Origin of the sequence: Aquimarina callyspongiae, from assembly GCF_034322225.1 — a bacterium.
Lineage (GTDB): Bacteria > Bacteroidota > Bacteroidia > Flavobacteriales > Flavobacteriaceae > Aquimarina.
The window spans coordinates 35,408-52,381 of record NZ_JAXLPA010000001.1 but is presented as its reverse complement, the minus strand read 5'-3'; the positions used below and the strand labels follow the sequence as shown (position 1 = coordinate 52,381).

At 32.4% G+C, this 16,974-nt stretch carries 11 protein-coding genes; 10 read left to right on the top strand and 1 reads right to left on the bottom strand.

The genetic code is table 11. The features are described 5' to 3' along the window. Positions 1-77: 77 nt before the first annotated feature. Positions 78-1,979, top strand: coding sequence for a membrane protein insertase YidC (gene yidC / locus U0D62_RS00175; protein ID WP_322193123.1), 1,902 nt, complete (start codon positions 78-80; stop codon positions 1,977-1,979). 56 nt (positions 1,980-2,035) lie between these two features. Here yidC and U0D62_RS00170 read toward each other — a convergent pair whose 3' ends face one another. Further along, positions 2,036-3,022 (bottom strand): fasciclin domain-containing protein, encoded by a 987-nt coding sequence (locus U0D62_RS00170; RefSeq protein WP_322193122.1) that lies wholly within the window; start codon positions 3,020-3,022, stop codon positions 2,036-2,038. Between the two features lie 269 nt (positions 3,023-3,291). On the opposite strand from U0D62_RS00170, the gene U0D62_RS00165 reads away from it, so the two are divergent. The 9 genes from U0D62_RS00165 to U0D62_RS00125 all read left to right on the top strand — a co-directional run bounded on the left by U0D62_RS00165 (position 3,292) and on the right by U0D62_RS00125 (position 16,956). Then, positions 3,292-3,969, top strand: coding sequence for a toxin-antitoxin system YwqK family antitoxin (locus U0D62_RS00165; protein ID WP_322193121.1), 678 nt, complete (start codon positions 3,292-3,294; stop codon positions 3,967-3,969). A 210-nt stretch (positions 3,970-4,179) separates the two neighbouring features. Continuing rightward, positions 4,180-5,367 (top strand): tRNA 2-thiouridine(34) synthase MnmA, encoded by a 1,188-nt coding sequence (mnmA, locus tag U0D62_RS00160; RefSeq protein WP_416135525.1) that lies wholly within the window; start codon positions 4,180-4,182, stop codon positions 5,365-5,367. Positions 5,368-5,398: 31 nt separating this feature from the next. Next, entirely contained in the window at positions 5,399-7,018 is a 1,620-nt protein-coding gene (locus U0D62_RS00155; RefSeq protein ID WP_322193119.1) for a S8 family serine peptidase, read from the top strand. Further along, entirely contained in the window at positions 7,018-7,962 is a 945-nt protein-coding gene (locus tag U0D62_RS00150) for an NAD(P)H-dependent flavin oxidoreductase (RefSeq protein ID WP_322193118.1), read from the top strand. Before U0D62_RS00155 ends, U0D62_RS00150 begins: the two co-directional genes overlap by 1 nt. An 86-nt stretch (positions 7,963-8,048) precedes the next feature. Next, positions 8,049-8,792: a glycosyltransferase family 2 protein gene (locus U0D62_RS00145; protein WP_322193117.1), complete on the top strand. Its 744-nt coding sequence runs from the start codon at positions 8,049-8,051 to the stop codon at positions 8,790-8,792. Positions 8,793-8,821: 29 nt separating this feature from the next. Further along, positions 8,822-10,240: a hypothetical protein gene (locus U0D62_RS00140; protein ID WP_322193115.1), complete on the top strand. Its 1,419-nt coding sequence runs from the start codon at positions 8,822-8,824 to the stop codon at positions 10,238-10,240. 118 nt (positions 10,241-10,358) lie between these two features. Further along, positions 10,359-11,132 carry a nucleoside triphosphate pyrophosphohydrolase gene (mazG, locus tag U0D62_RS00135; protein ID WP_322193114.1) on the top strand — a complete coding sequence of 258 codons (774 nt, stop codon included), beginning with the start codon at positions 10,359-10,361 and terminating at the stop codon, positions 11,130-11,132. A 337-nt stretch (positions 11,133-11,469) separates the two neighbouring features. After that, entirely contained in the window at positions 11,470-12,993 is a 1,524-nt protein-coding gene (locus U0D62_RS00130; RefSeq protein WP_322193113.1) for a helix-turn-helix domain-containing protein, read from the top strand. Positions 12,994-13,797: 804 nt separating this feature from the next. Beyond that, positions 13,798-16,956, top strand: coding sequence for a SusC/RagA family TonB-linked outer membrane protein (locus U0D62_RS00125; RefSeq protein ID WP_322193111.1), 3,159 nt, complete (start codon positions 13,798-13,800; stop codon positions 16,954-16,956). Positions 16,957-16,974 lie beyond the last annotated feature (18 nt).

Below are 16,974 nucleotides of genomic sequence, written 5' to 3'. Positions count from 1 at the left end.
GACATCAACAAAAACAACAATATAACTTTAAAAGCCTTTCTGAGATATCAGATAAAGGCTTTTTATACATAAAGTAAATGGAAGAAAAGAAATTTGACCTTAACTCAATAATCGGATTCGCACTTATTTTTGGAATAGTGGCTTTTATGATGTATTACAATCAGCCAACTCCAGAAGAAATTGAAGCCGCAGAAAAAGCTAAACAAGAACAAGCCGAAGCAGCTAATAAAACTGAAACAAACCAGAGCAAAAGTGATACCACTGATTTTGTAAAAGAAAGTGAAGCAATAATTGCAAACCCTCAGGATTCTGTTGCACTAGCTAATGCAAAAACTCAATTAGGTTCGTTTGCATATTCTGCAAGTTTACCTTCGGCAAATGAAGAATTTACTACCATAGAAAATGAAGTTTTACGACTTAAAGTAAATAATAGAGGAGGATATATCTCCGAAGCATTATTGAAAAATTATAAAACGTATGACTCGGTTCCTGTATATTTAATAAAAGACGGAAAAAATGCCTCTTTTAATATCAACTTTGGAACAACAGACAATAGGATTCTTAATACTAAGGATCTGTTTTTTCAACCAGTTGTTACCAAAAATGGAGAAAACACTATTTTATCTATGAAACTAAAAGCATCTGATGCTAAGTTTTTAGAATATCGATATGAGTTGAAACCTAATGATTATATGGTAGATTTTACGATTCGTTCGCAAGGTCTGCAACAAGTATTTAACAGTAGCCAGGAGATTAACCTAAACTGGAAATTACAAGGTATCAGACATGCAAAAAGTGCTACATATGAAAATAGGTATACAGAAGTGTTATATGAGTATGATGGAGATAGAGATGATTATCTGGGTCAAGGAGAATTTGCTGATGATGAAGAAGAAAATGTTACTTGGATAGCATTTAAACAACATTTCTTTACTTCAATATTACTTACTGATACACCTTTTGAAAAAGCATCTTTTACTTCAAAAAATATTGCAAACTCTAGCGAGTTGGATGATAAAGATATTAAAGTCACCAAAGAGTTTTCTGCTGCAATGCCTTTAAAGTTACAAGGAGGAGAGCTTAACTATACAATGGATTGGTATTATGGTCCTACAGATTATAAAATACTAAATTCTTATAAGCGTAATCTTGATGAGGTTGTGCCACTTGGTTGGGGTATTTTTGGAGTGATAAACAGATATCTGTTTATACCATTCTTTGCGTTTTTAAGTGGTTTCTTGCCATATGGTATTGCTATTGTTGTAATGACTATCATTGTTAGGATTATTTTATCACCGGTTACTTACAAATCATATTTGTCACAAGCCAAGATGAAAGTATTGCGTCCTGAAATCACTGAAATCAATGAGAAACATAAGGATAATGCAATGAAAAAGCAGCAAGAGACTATGGCTTTGTATAGTAAAGCCGGAGTAAACCCTATGAGTGGTTGTTTGCCCGCATTAATGCAAATCCCGGTATTTTATGCTTTGTTTAATTTCTTTCCTAGTGCTTTTCAATTAAGACAAAAGAGCTTTTTATGGGCAGAAGATCTTTCAAGTTATGATACTATTGCTCAATTACCATTTACGATTCCTTTTTATGGAGACCATATTAGTTTGTTTCCAATATTAGCATCTATAGCAATCTTTATCTATATGATGATGACTACTGGGCAAACAATGCAGACACAACAGCCAGGAATGCCTAATATGAAGTTTATTATGTATTTATCTCCTTTGATGATGCTGGTTTTCTTTAATAATTATGCAAGTGGATTATCACTGTATTATTTTATTTCTAACTTAATTACCATTGGTATTATGTTAGTAATTAAAAATGTGATTATTGATGAAGATAAGATTCATGCTAAGATCCAGGAAAATAAAAAGAAACCTAAAAAACAAGGTAAGTTTCAGAAAAAAATGAAGGAATTGATGGATCAGGCAGAACAACAAAAAAATACTAAAAAGAAATAATTGATAAAAAAAGCCTGTTGTATACAACAGGCTTTTTTATTTTAATGGGCTATGTCTTATTGTGGTATTGAAGTAAGTAATACTTTATCGATCACATGTATAACACCATTCGCCGCTTGAACATCTGTTGATACAATAGTACTTGCAATAACAGGGTCAGATCCATCAGTAACAGTTTTTGCAGTAGCGTCAATAAGAACTCCTCCTCCTAACGTATTAAATTCTCCATCGGTTAAATCAGATTCAGTAGTATTTGAACCACTGGCGACGTGAAGATTTAAAGTACTTTCCAAAGTAGCTTCAGGGATGTCTCCAGGAGTATTCCAGGTATTATCAGTTGCTAATAAAGCATCAAAAGCATCGTTATTAGGCGCAAAAATGGTAAAAGGTCCATTACCTTGCAAAGTGGTAACATAATCAAAACTATAAGCTGTTAAACCTTCTAATAACCTTGAGAAATTTGGGTCAGCGGTAACAAAAGTCGTCACATCAGGCAACCCGATAACAGCATCAACAATATGAACGATACCATTTGTAGCTTCAGTATCTGCGGTAGTTACTGTAGAAACACCATTAAATTTTACACCATTATTAGAATTGTAGTATAAACTTAAATTGGTATCTCCTGGACCAGAAGTAGATAAAGTATTGGTGTAACCAGTACCATCTCCAGATTGTAGGTCTGAGGACCTTACAGTGCCGGATATTACGTGATTTAACAGTATTTTCTGCAATAGATCTGTGGGAACATCACTTAAATCAGTGTTGAAACCATTGTCTGTTAAGAAAGTGTCAAAAGCGGTGTCAGTAGGAGCCAGGATTGTGTATGGCCCTGTACCACTTAGAACAGTGTCTAAATCTCCGTCTGCAGCAAGAAGAGCAGCCACCAATTTTGATAAATTAGTGTTTGCTTGTGCTGTTTCTACCACATTAAGTGTAACAGGTGGCGTAATAATGTTATCATCATCATCACTACAAGAAGTAGTACCTAGAACCAAAGCCGTCACAATGACAACTTTTGAAATAATTGAAATAAATTTCATGTTTTTGAGTTTTAAAAGTTAAAATTTTGTTCAATGAAACAACGATATATGCCATTTGATATTCTCTAATTTTAAGTTAAAGAAAGGTTAATAATCAAGTTTTTAACAGTAAAGATGTTGTTTTTTATGAAGTTTTAATATTTTTTTTGTAATACTTTTATTTTGTATCTAATAAAGAAAGAAGGGTGATGTGAAACTTAGAAACAATAATTGGTATACTTTTTGAAAAAGTTCATTTTGAAAATATGACCCAAAATCAAACTCAAATTATGCGAAATATTTTTTTACTTTCTGTTTTAACTCTTTGTTCAAATATTAGTTTTGGACAAAATTATAATACTTATGATGCAGACGGTAAACGACATGGTGAATGGAGAAAGAAATATGAAAATAGTAATCAGCTTAGATACGAAGGCACTTTTGAACATGGTAAGGAAGTAGGAGAGTTTAAATTCTATAAGCCTAATAGCGGTAAATCACCAACCGCGATTAAAACCTTTTCAAGGGATACAGATACTGTAAAAATTAAATACTTTACACAAACAGGAAAGGTGATTAGTGAAGGTAGTATGATCGGAAAAGATCGTGTAGGGAAATGGAAATATTACCATAAAGATTCTCCTAAGGTTATGATGACAGAGCAATATTTGTCAGGAAAATTAAGTGGAGAACAACTTACTTATTTTGATAATGGCCAGCTTACTGAAAAAGTAAATTATTTAAATGGGAAACGAGAAGGTAAAAGAATTATTTATTCTGAGACAGGAGTGGTTATAAAAGAATTTACTTATGATAATGATCAACTGCACGGAGTAACCAAATATTATGATACTCAAGGAAATTTGATTATTGAAGGAAATTATAAAAATGACCGTAAGGACGGTGTGTGGAAATATTATGAGAATGGAAAACTTACTGAACGAAAACAATTTCCATTACAAAACTAAGATTGACTTTAACTTAAATAGGATATATTAATTATAAACAAAGCAATGTAACAGCATTGCTTTTTGTAATTACATATTGTTTCTTCTTATAAAATAAGGTTTTTAAATAAGCACTTATTATTTTTGCAAAGAATTTAAAACTAGATGAAAAGAATCTTAAAATTTAAAGACTAAGTCGTAAGTTTTAAGATGCACTATAAAGAATACAAGATGAAAAGAGTTGTGGTAGGATTATCTGGAGGAGTTGACTCCAGTGTGGCGGCATACTTGTTAAAAGAACAAGGATATGATGTGATCGGATTGTTTATGAAGAATTGGCATGATGATACAGTTACTATTTCTGACGAATGTCCTTGGTTAGATGATAGTAATGATGCATTATTGGTAGCAGAAAAATTAGGGATTCCATTTCAAACTGTAGATCTTAGTGAAGAGTATAAAGAACGTATTGTGGATTATATGTTCAATGAGTACGAAAGAGGAAGAACACCTAATCCAGATGTTTTATGTAATCGAGAAATTAAATTTGATGTCTTTATGAAGATAGCGCTGTCATTAGGGGCAGATTATGTAGCTACAGGACATTATTGTAGAAAAGAAACTATCCATAAAGAAGGGAAAGAAGTGCATCGTTTATTAGCAGGCAAAGACCCTAATAAAGATCAATCTTATTTTTTATGCCAATTATCACAGGAACAATTAGCCAAAACTCTTTTTCCAGTTGGGGAATTGCTAAAGCCAGAGGTTAGAGAAATTGCAGCAAATCAAGATTTGATTACCGCAGATAAGAAAGATTCTCAAGGTTTATGCTTTATAGGAAAAGTTAGATTGCCTGAATTTCTTCAGCAAAAATTACAACCAAAACAAGGAAAGATTATAGAAATTCTTTCTTCAGAAGAAAAATATCACCAGTTAGTACCTGATTTTGACTCTAAAAAAGAAAAATTAGAATTTCTTTCATCAAAATATAAGTATGATATTAATGATGGTAAAGTTGTAGGGCAACATCAAGGAGCACACTACTATACAAAAGGTCAGAGAAAAGGCCTTGCTGTAGGAGGTACTCCTGAGCCTCTTTTTGTGATAGAAACAGATGTAGATGCTAATGTGATTTATACAGGACAAGGTAAGAATCATCCTGGATTGTATCGTAAAGCACTTTTTATTACTAATGATGAAGTTCATTGGGTTCGAGAAGATCTCAGATTACAAGTAGATCAAGAGATAGAAGTGATGGCCAGAATACGATATAGACAACCTCTTGAAAAAGCAACTCTCTACCAAGTAGATTCGGGGATGTACGTGGTTTTTGAAAATAATCAGAGCGCAATTACAGAAGGGCAATTTGTAGCCTGGTATCTTGATAGTGAATTAGTAGGATCTGGAGTTATTTCGTAACTTGTATCCGTTATTAAAAACGGTAAGTGTTATGAAAAGATTTCTATTTTTTTTTGTACTTAGTATATCCCAGTTAGGTATTGCTCAAACAGAAGATGCTTGGGTGTATTTTACAGATAAAGAAAATGTAACAGATGCGCTGGCTAATCCGATTACTATTCTTACTCAAGAGGCAATTGATAGAAAAAATCTCCATAATACTGTAATTGATGCAAGAGATATTCCTGTAAATGAAAGTTACATTACTCAACTTAAGAACACTACTGGAATTACCGTTTTGGCTAAATCTAAATGGTTTAATTGTGCTTATGTTAGAGGAACGCAACCTAATATAGCGAGTTTATCTGCTTTGAGTTTCGTTGATCGAATTGATTATGCAGATAACTCTTTGGATTCAAGAAAATCAGTTGTTGAAAATAAAAAGGCTAAACAACCTTCTCCTAATAAGTTTAAAGTAAAAACACTTTTTAATTACGGTAGTGCTTTACAGCAAATTCAACAATTAAACGCAGAGTACTTACATGAACAAAATTTTACAGGTTCAGGAATGATTATTGCTGTTATGGATTCTGGTTTTCCTGGAGTAAATACTATTGATGGTTTTAAGAGAATACGAGATGACGGAAGGTTATTGGATGGATATGACTTTGTGAGTAGAAATGCTGATGAATTTGCTTTTACTGGCAGTTCTCATGGAACGCAAACTTTTAGTGATATCGCTGGTTTTATTGATGGGCAATTTGTAGGGACAGCTCCAGACGCAAAATATTATCTTTTTCGCACAGAAGATGTTTCGTCAGAGGGACCAAAAGAAGAAGCTTTATGGGTAGAAGCTGCGGAGCGTGCAGACAGCCTTGGTGTGGATGTAATCAATACTTCTTTAGGATACTCTGCAGGATTTGATAACCCTGCTTATGAATATCAGACATCAGATATGGATGGGCAAACTACTTTTATCACTCGAGGAGCTAATATTGCGTTCGAAAAAGGAATGTTATTAGTATCATCGGCTGGTAATGAAGGAGGTTCTTCTTGGGGTATTATTACAGCGCCAGGAGACGCACCAGGTGTTTTGACTGTAGGAGCAGTTAATTCTAGCGGTAATTATGCTTCGTTTAGCTCTATAGGACCAACAGCTGATAATAGAGTAAAACCGGATGTAGTAGCTCGTGGTGCAAGTGCTGCGGTAATACTTTCTAATAATTCAGTTTCATCAAGTAACGGTACTTCTTTTAGTTCACCTATTATGGCAGGAGCGGTTACTTGCTTATGGCAGGCATTCCCCTCAATGACAAATGCAGAAATTATGCAATTGGTCAGAGCTTCTGGCTCGTTATTTAATAACCCTACAAATCAATTGGGATACGGAATACCTAATTTTAAAACGATATTAGAAAATTTGGCAATAGGAGAAGAAGTTGCCGAAGGTTTTAGAGTATATCCTAATCCAGTAAGAAATCGGTTATTTATAGATTTAAATACAGAAAAAAAGATAAAGATTCGGATTTTTACTTTGGAAGGAAAAATTGTGAAATCTGAAGAACTTTCTAATACAAAATATATATCACTACAAGATTTATCTACAGGATTGTATATGGTAGAAATAAATACCGATAACATTCGTCACACATTGAAGATATCAAAATACTAATGAACAAAATCAAAGAATTATTTAAGATACAATATCCCATTGTACAAGGAGGTATGATATGGGCAAGCGGTTGGAAATTGGCAAGTGCTGTTAGTAATGCAGGAGGTTTGGGTTTAATAGGATCCGGCTCTATGTATCCCGATGTTTTAAGAGAGCATATACAGAAATGTAAAAAAGCAACAAACAAGCCTTTTGGAGTTAATATCCCGATGCTATACCCTAATCTTGAAGAGATCATACAAATTATTATAGAAGAAGGAGTAACTATCGTTTTTACCTCTGCAGGAAACCCTAAAACGTATACATCTTATCTAAAGGAAAAAGGAATAACGGTGGTGCATGTGGTAAGTAGTTTGAAATTTGCTTTAAAAGCGCAGGATGCTGGGGTAGATGCTGTAGTTGCAGAAGGTTTTGAAGCTGGAGGTCATAATGGAAGAGATGAAACTACAACTTTGGCCTTGATTCCAATGGTAAAAGAAAAAATTAGTATACCATTAATTGCCGCGGGTGGAATTGCTACGGGAACAGCTATGTTTTCAGTAATGGCATTAGGAGCAGATGGAGTCCAGGTAGGGAGTCGTTTTGTAGCAAGTAATGAAGCATCATCTCATATGGATTTTAAGAAAATGGTGGTGGATGCAAAAGAAGGAGATACGCAACTTACATTAAAAGAATTGGCTCCAGTAAGAATGTTGAAAAATAAATTCTATAATGATTTAGCAGAATTATATACTAAAAGTCCATCTGTAGAAGAATTAAAAACATTATTAGGACGCGCAAGAGCAAAACGAGGTATGTTTGAAGGGGATCTTGAAGAAGGAGAATTAGAAATTGGTCAGGTTTCTGGTTTAATTCATGAAATTAAACCTACTGCGGTTATAATAGAAGATATGATTCTTGAATTCAATGAAACTAAGGATAGAATGACAGCAATATCTATTTAGTAAGTATTGACGCTTAATTTAATAGCATTTATCAATTGAGAGTGATGTAGTAAATATTAATATTAGGCAGAATAATTTTATAAGGAGTGATAAAAGAAAAAAAAGTAGTTGTCGTACTACCGGCTTACAATGCTGATGAGACATTAGAAAAAACATATAATGAAATACCTTTTGATATAGTTGACGATGTTATTCTTGTTGATGATCATAGTACAGATAAAACAAGTGAGATAGGTGAAAAAATTGGTATTAAGCATATAATCAGACATGAAAGGAATAAGGGATATGGTGGTAATCAAAAGACTTGCTATAACAAGGCGTTAGAATTAGAAGCTGATATTATTGTTATGTTACACCCAGATTATCAATATACACCTAAACTATTACATTCTATGTGCTATTTAATTGCTAATGATGTTTATGAAGCGGTATTGGGATCTAGAATATTGGGCAAAGGTGCTTTACGAGGAGGAATGCCATTGTATAAGTATTTCTTTAATAGAGTTTTGACATTATTTCAGAATATTTTGATGGGACAAAAACTATCAGAATATCATACAGGATATCGTGCTTTTTCTGGACGTTTACTTCGTAATATCTCTTACATGAATAACTCAGATGATTTTGTGTTTGATAATCAAATGCTTGCACAGATTTGCTATAAAAAATATGAAATAGCAGAAATTACCTGTCCTACCAAATATTTTGAAGAAGCATCTTCTATTAACTTTGGTAGAAGTGTTACTTATGGAATTGGAGTTGTAAAAACATCAATACAATTCTTTTTGGCTAGAACGTTTGGTGTTCAATCAAGAATCTTTAAGAAATAAATTTATATAACAAACTATTGCAATCCAAAATGAGCATTAAGTTAAGAAAGTTCTGGCCATTATTTTTGAGTTATATAGTTTTATCAATATTCGTATTGATAAATTCTGAAAATCCTTTTTTCTGGGATACTGTCCAATTAGGATCACATCATGCAAATCACTATTTCTCATCTAATTTTTCAAAGCTTTTGCTTCCTGATCATATCGATAGTGGTCATATACCAGCTTTTGGAATGTATATAGCATTAGCTTGGAAGCTTTTTGGTCGAAGCCTTATAATAAGTCATTTGGCTATGTTACCAATTGTTTTTGGAATCTTATTGCAAGTTTTTAGTTTAATTCAGAGGTTTGTGCCTGTAAAATATTTAGGTATTGCATTTTTATTGATATTAATTGACCCAACATTATTGAGCCAAGTGATATTAGTTTCTCCAGATATTCCACTTGTGTTTTTTTTCTTATTAGGGGTCAATGCAATTTTAGATAATAAAAAAATAATTTTAATGACTGCTGTTGTTTTTCTTTTCTTAAGTAGCATGAGAGGGATGATGGTTTCTGTGTGTTTGTTGATTCTAGATTTATATCTTAATGCTTCTTTTTATCGGAATATAAAAAAGATGATGCTGATGCTTTTAAAGAGAAGTTTAATTTACCTACCAGCATTTTTTATTTTTATTTTTTATAGTTTCTTACATTATTCTGAAAAAGGATGGATAGGTTTTCATGCAGATTCTCCTTGGGCAGAAAGTTTTAGACAGGTGGGATTAAAAGGTTTTGTTTTTAACGTTGGTGTTTTAGGTTGGAGATTATTAGATTTTGGGCGAGTTGTTGTTTGGGTTGTTCTTTTGGTATTATTTGCAACATATAAAAAAGAAATTTTAAAAGATAAAAAAGTACACGTGTTAATATTCTTTTTTATTTGCATTATTACATTGTTGCCAATTAATATGCTATGGGCAAAAGGACTACTAGCACATAGGTATTTATTACCAATATACCTGATTTTATCATTTTTGGGAGTAGCAATTCTATACGCGGATTACGTAAATCAAAGGTTAAGATTTGTTTTAACTGTTTTATGGGTGTTAATAATGATTACTGGTAATTTATGGATATATCCACCTAAAATTTCTCAAGGGTGGGACGCATCATTAGCTCATATGCCTTATTATAAACTTAGACAAGAGGCTAATTTGTTTTTAGATAACAACAATATAAATTTTGAAGACGTAGCTAGTTTTTTTCCTAATACAGCCTCTCTGGATGTGATAGATCTAAATGGTGATAAGAGATCTTTTCAACGATTCTCTAAAGTGAATAAATATGTACTTTATTCAAATGTTTATAATTTAAGTGATGAAGAGTATGATTATATTGTTAAACAATACGATGTTGTCAAGCAATTTTCTAAAAATGGAGTTTTTATTTGCTTGTATAGTAAAAAGTAATCTGCCATATTTAATAGCAACATTTGATTATTGTACATTTTGGAGTAATTTTCTTTTTGACAGAATGGTATTTTGCATATCATAGAATCACTATTTTTGATATAAATTAATCTATAATATGAATTCCAGAGAAAATCAATTAAAGGCTTTTGATCGACTATTAACTATTATGAATGAGCTTCGTGAAGAATGTCCTTGGGATCGTAAACAAACAATACAATCTTTGCGTCATCTAACGATAGAAGAAACATATGAATTGGGAGATGCTATTTTGGATAATGATCTGGAAGAAGTTAAAAAAGAGTTAGGAGATCTTTTACTACACATAGTGTTTTATGCAAAAATTGGTAGTGAGACGAATGATTTTGATATTGCTGATGTTGCAAATGAGATATGCGAAAAGTTGATTAATAGGCATCCACATATTTATGGGGATGTAAAAGTCAAGAACGAAGAAGATGTAAAACGTAATTGGGAAAATCTAAAACTTAAGGAAGGTAAGCAAAGTGTGCTGGAAGGTGTGCCAAAATCTCTACCAGCAATGGTAAAAGCAAGTAGAATTCAGGATAAAGTTGCTGGAGTAGGGTTTGATTGGGAAGAATCTCATCAAGTTTTCGAAAAATTAAAAGAAGAATTAGAAGAATTTCAACACGAGATAAATGTTCAAGATCAGAAGAAAATGGAAGCTGAATTTGGGGATGTGCTGTTTTCTATGATTAATTATGCTCGATTCTTAAATATAAATCCAGAAGATGCTCTTGAGCGAACAAATAAAAAATTTATAAAGAGGTTTCAATATCTGGAGGAAAAAGCAAAGAATATTAATAAAAGCCTTAATGATATGACGTTGTCAGAAATGGATATTTTCTGGGAAGAAGCCAAAAAAATATAACAATCTACTTGTAGTTTATATTAAGTAAACTCACTCTTTTATCCCTAAATTAGACCAGTTTTTTAGGTTTAAAATGCTATTTCACGATTATTATGGTATTTTAACGAGTGAAAATACCTTGTAATAAGGGATTTTTCTGTGTGTCTATACGGTAAAACCGTATTTCTTAAAAAAATATTTTTAGCGTAAACCTTTGATTTTATTGACTTTTTTGGTAAATTCTTATCGGGAAACACTTATTTGTGAGAAATTTAAGAACATCATATCGTAAATTAGCGGAGATAATTATGCTAATGTAATTATGTGGCTGACTCAGAAAAAAAATGCTTCAATATTAATGTTGTGTGCCCTTTTTTTGTTATCTGTTTCTTCTTCGGTTTATAGTTTTAATGAAGGAGAGGAAAGAACAAAAGAAGAGGGTGCTACTTCCTATATCAAAATAGCAGAAAAAAAACAAGATTCTGAGGGGAAACAATTATTGGATAAAGTGCCTATCGAGTCTACTGCTATTAAAAATCCTTCGGACTCTATTGCTGTATTAAAAAAATTAGCGCTCACCTATGCACATGCCAATCAACCAATACTTGCTAGTGAGTATGTTGGTAAATATATTAGGGCAAGTAGGGATTTGACATTTGTATCTCATAGTAGTTTTAAGCAAATCGAAGATTCAGAGGCTTTTAAGTTATTAGAGGATAGGTATCTGAAAAAAGTTGACTTATGGGCATTGTTTTGTTTGTATGTCGGTTTTATTGGTATTTTCATGACCGTAGTGCTGAACCTAAGAAAACAATCAGATAAGATAGCAAACTTGTTAATGAGTGTTTTTGTTTTTCAACATTCGTTCTTTATAATTCATGTAAGTTTATTATTAACGAATTATGAATTATATCTTCCACATTCGTTGTATATGTCAACGGCTTTTTCATTTTTGTATGGGCCTCTTATTTATTTTTATTTTAAGAGAATAAATTCTAAATACCAATTTAAACTCATAGATATATTACATCTGGTACCTACTATATTGATTATTGCTTTATTGATTCCTATCTATATGCTGTCTGCAGAGGAAAAATTAAACTTGATGTTGAATCATAATAGGCCATATATAACACTTATTGTTATTACTAAATTAATGTCATTGCTTATATATGGAACTTTAGTAGTAAAAGCATACTCTCAATCTATTAAGAAAAATAGAGCAATAGCCAAAATACAAAGAAACTGGCAAAGAAATATTGTTATTTTTTGTTCTGGGTATATAATTACTTATTCTATTTATGCGATTTTAGTGATTCAAAATCTGCTTAGTGGATTCTTATTCCATTTGCAAATAGGTATTATGGCTTCATTGGTTTTATATGTAAGTTATACTGCTTTTGTGCAGCCAAGTATTTTTGGGGTGTTAAGAGTTGTTAAGGGTGATAAATCTAAGAAAGAATCTGATCCTGAAATTGCAGAAGAAGATGCTTCGCCTCCTGGTAAGTATGAAAAGTCAGGACTTACTTTGAGTTTATCATTGGAGTTAAAAGATAAACTTTTGCGATTGCTTAATGAAGAGAAGGTGTATAAGCAAAATGACATTACCTTGCAAAAACTTGCCGAATTGTTAGAAACAACGAGGCATAATACGTCGCAAATTATAAACGAACACTTTAATCAGAACTTTTTTGAGCTTATAAATACGTATAGAATTCGAGAAGCTATGGAGATTTTGAAAAAAGAAAAGCCTGGTAATTTTAATATTATAGATGTAGCTTATGAGGTTGGTTTTAATAATAAGGTGACCTTTAATAAATCTTTTAAGAAACAAAACCATATAACCCCTTCAGAATATATTAGTAAATCATCTGTGGCATAATGCTATATGATTGATTATCGCGTTTGTTTCCGTGTAATACATAATAACATAGCTAATTTTCTTTCTTGCCATTATAGTAGGTTTTATTTTTTGTGTTAACTCATCTAATTCGTCTATTAATTACGGTAAATGTAAATGACTTATTTATTGATTTGTTTAATAGTGAGTGTCTTATAACTTCTCCAAATATGTATTTTGATAGCTCAAAATGACTTTAGAAGACTTTTAAATGGGTTTTGTTTCAAATTACAAGTGATACCTTCTCATTTTTGGGTTAAAATTTCGATACAATCTTTTTAAATGTTTCAGGTACTATTTCTTTACTTAAAAAACTACTTTTTATTTACTTCTTAAATATAAGTTTTTATATAAAATTCTACTGATCAGTGAAGTCTGATTGGCTTCTAATATATTTTGAGCATACAAGACTCAAATATTTATTGTTGATCCTTGGAAACTATAATTTTTCTGACTTTTTGATTAGATATTAAAATATGCGAAGCCTTTAATTTCGGAGGTTTGGAGTGGATTTAGTAAATGTTGCAAAATTTTAGTTAAAAAAATGCGGTAAACCCGTAAATCTTCTTCGGGACGGGGTAAACTTTGATAAGTATTACCGATTCTGCAGGTGTCAATACTTTCTTTTGTGGCGTAATCACGTAAAGGGTTGGTGAGTGTTACTATTCCACTAAATTTTTGTTATAGTTTGAGAAAGTAAGATTGAGTTAGCCATCATGATATTCTTGCCTTCCTTTTAGTGATTACATTAACTATTTAAGTATAATTTTTTAGAATTTTTTATTTATGAGAGTACATCATTATAAATTGCTGGTGCTTGCCTTCTTTATGTCATGCATTGCAATTGCCCAAGAAAAGAAAATCTCTGGATCCGTTACTGATGATAATGGACTACCACTACCGGGAGTTAACATTATCATCAAAAATACTACCAAAGGAACGCAGACTGATTTTGATGGAAATTATTCTATTGATGCTAATAAAGGTGCAGTTATTACCTTTAGCTATATTGGTTTTCAAACTAAAGAAGTAGTAATAGATGATAATAACACTATTAACATCAAACTAGCTACAGACGCATCTCAGTTAGAAGAAGTAGTAGTAACAGCATTAGGTATCGAGCGTTCTGCTAGATCACTAGGATATGCTGTATCTACCATTAAATCAGAAGATCTTAATGAAGTAAGAGAAACTAATTTACTTAGTGCACTTCAAGGAAAAACTTCTGGGGTTGTTATTCAAAACCAGAGTGGTAACGTAGGTGGGTCTACCAGAATATTAATTCGTGGTATTTCTACACTACAAGGAAATCAGCAACCACTATTCGTAGTTGATGGTGTGCCTATTTCTAACCAGAACATTGCTACAGGATCTAGAATTACTGGAGGATTTGATTTTGGTAACAGAGCTCAGGATATTAACCCTGATGATATAGAAAGTGTTTCTGTATTGAAAGGAGCATCTGCAGCGGCTTTATATGGTTCAAGAGCATCTGGTGGTGTAATTGTAATCACTACTAAAAAAGGAAAAGAAGGTCAAAAAGCAAGTATTAGCTTTAATACTAGTATTAGATTTGACAACGCCTTAAGACTTCCAGATTTCCAAAATCAGTTTATAAGTGGAGACGAAGGAGTATATGATTTTACTGTTTCTAACGGAAATCAAAACTTTGCTGGATGGGGTCCTAGTATTAATGATCCTTCATTAGCTGGACAAACATTCACTAACTTAAGAGGTGATCAAGTTCCATTTAGAATATTTGAAAATGGAGTAGAAGATTTTTATGATACAGGTAGTACTATTATCAATAGTGTTACAGTTTCAGGAGCTTCTCAAAACGGCGATGACTACAGGCTAAGTGTCGCTTATAATGACCAACAAGGTATTATACCTAACTCAGCGCTAAACAGAACTAACATCGGATTAAATGCAGGAAAGACATTTAACGATCAATTAAGTTCAAGATTTAGTGTAAATTATGTAAGAACTAATACAAGAGGTACTGCTGCAGCTGGAGCTAATGACCCTAATGTATTGACTAACGTAATCAATGGTTTATCAAGAATTACTGATTTCTCTTTATTCGAACAAGATGTTGATGACCAAGGAAATCAAATAAACGATCCAGGAGGACAACAGAATAACCCATTATTTATTGCACGTCAAAATGCTACAGAGACAACTGTTCAACGTTTCTTCGGTAACGCTTCTTTACAGTATAGACCTTTTGAAAACTTTGACGTTTTAGGTAGAGTAGGGTACGATACATTTACAGATACAAGATTAATTCATAATAGTATTGGTACTATTGGAGCACTTGAAGGTAACTTTACGGATGATGCTATCAATAACCGAGAATTAACATTAGATTTAATTGCAACTTTTGAAAAAGATTTCGGAGATGACTTTAACCTTGTTGTAAGAGGTGGTACTCAATGGAATGAAAGAGTTTTTGAAAGAATTGGTAATACAGGCCAAAATTTAACAGTACCAGAATTATTCGATCCAGGAAATGCTGAAGTAAATAGTCCTTTCAAGGATTTTGCTAAAAGAAGAATTTTTGGAGCTTTTGGAGATTTAACATTAGGATATAAGAATTGGTTAATATTAAATGCAACAGGAAGAAATGACTGGTCGTCAACATTACCACAGACTAATAATAGTTTCTTTTACCCATCAGTTTCTTTAAGTTGGGTGTTCTCTGATGCTTTAGATATTCAAAATGATATTCTTAGTTATGGTAAAGTAAGAGGTAGTTGGGCAAACGTAGGTGTTGATACTGGTGCTTATTTACTAGATTTTACATTTAACCCAGATAATGGATTCTTCCAGCAGTTTGGACAAGGAGGTACTTTCCCATTTGGAGGAGCCTTAGCGTTTAACTCGGATGGTACGTTAGCAAATCCAAACCTTAAGCCAGAGAATCAGGAGAATTTTGAAATAGGTGTAGAATTAGGATTATTTAATAATCGTATTTTAATTGATGCTACATACTATGAAAACTTCACTGAAGATCAGATATTGAATGTTCCTACTCCTCAGAGTTCTGGATTTGGAGGATTCTTAACTAATGTTGGTAAGATTAGTAACAAAGGTGTAGAATTACAGATAAATGCTAAAGTTATTAAAACTGAAGATTTCAGTTGGGATGTTGATTATAACTTCACAACAAACCAATTTAATGTAGATGATTTAGGAGCTTTACCTGGTGGAGCATTAAACCTTGCTACTGGTTTTAACGGAATATCTGTAAGAGCAATTGAAGGAGAAGATCTTCAACTTTTCGGACCTAGATTCTTAAGAGCTACTGATGCTAATGGTAATGAAATAGAAGATCAAATATTAGTTGATGCTAATGGTATTCGTCAAGTAGGACAAGCTGAAAAATTAGGAAGTATCTTCCCAGATTATACAATGGGTATTACTTCTACTTTTAGATATAAAGGATGGAGATTATCAACTACTTTTGATTACCGAGAAGGAGGAAAAATATTCTCAAATACTGTAGGTCAATTAAGAAGAAGTGGATTAGCAGAAGAAACTGCAGTAAATAACCGTGAGGTATTTATTGATACAGCAGCATTTATGGATGATGGATCAGGAAATATTGTTCCTAATACAACTCCAGTAGCTAGTGTACAACAATACTGGCAAGGTTTTGCTAATGCAAGTGTAGTAGAAGGTAATGTATTTGATGCTACATTTATTAAGTGGAGAGAGCTTAGTTTAGCATATACATTCCCATCTAAGATTCTTCAAAAAACACCAATAAAGGCTTTACAAATAGCTTTAGAGGGACGTAACCTGGCAATATTTAATACAGACGTTCCACATATAGATCCAGAATCTGGTCTAGGAGGATCAGGAAGTAACCTTCAAGGAATTGAAAGAGGTGGTGTACCTTCTACAAGAAGTTTCGGATTTAACATACAAGCTAATTTTTAAAATTAAAAAAATAACAAA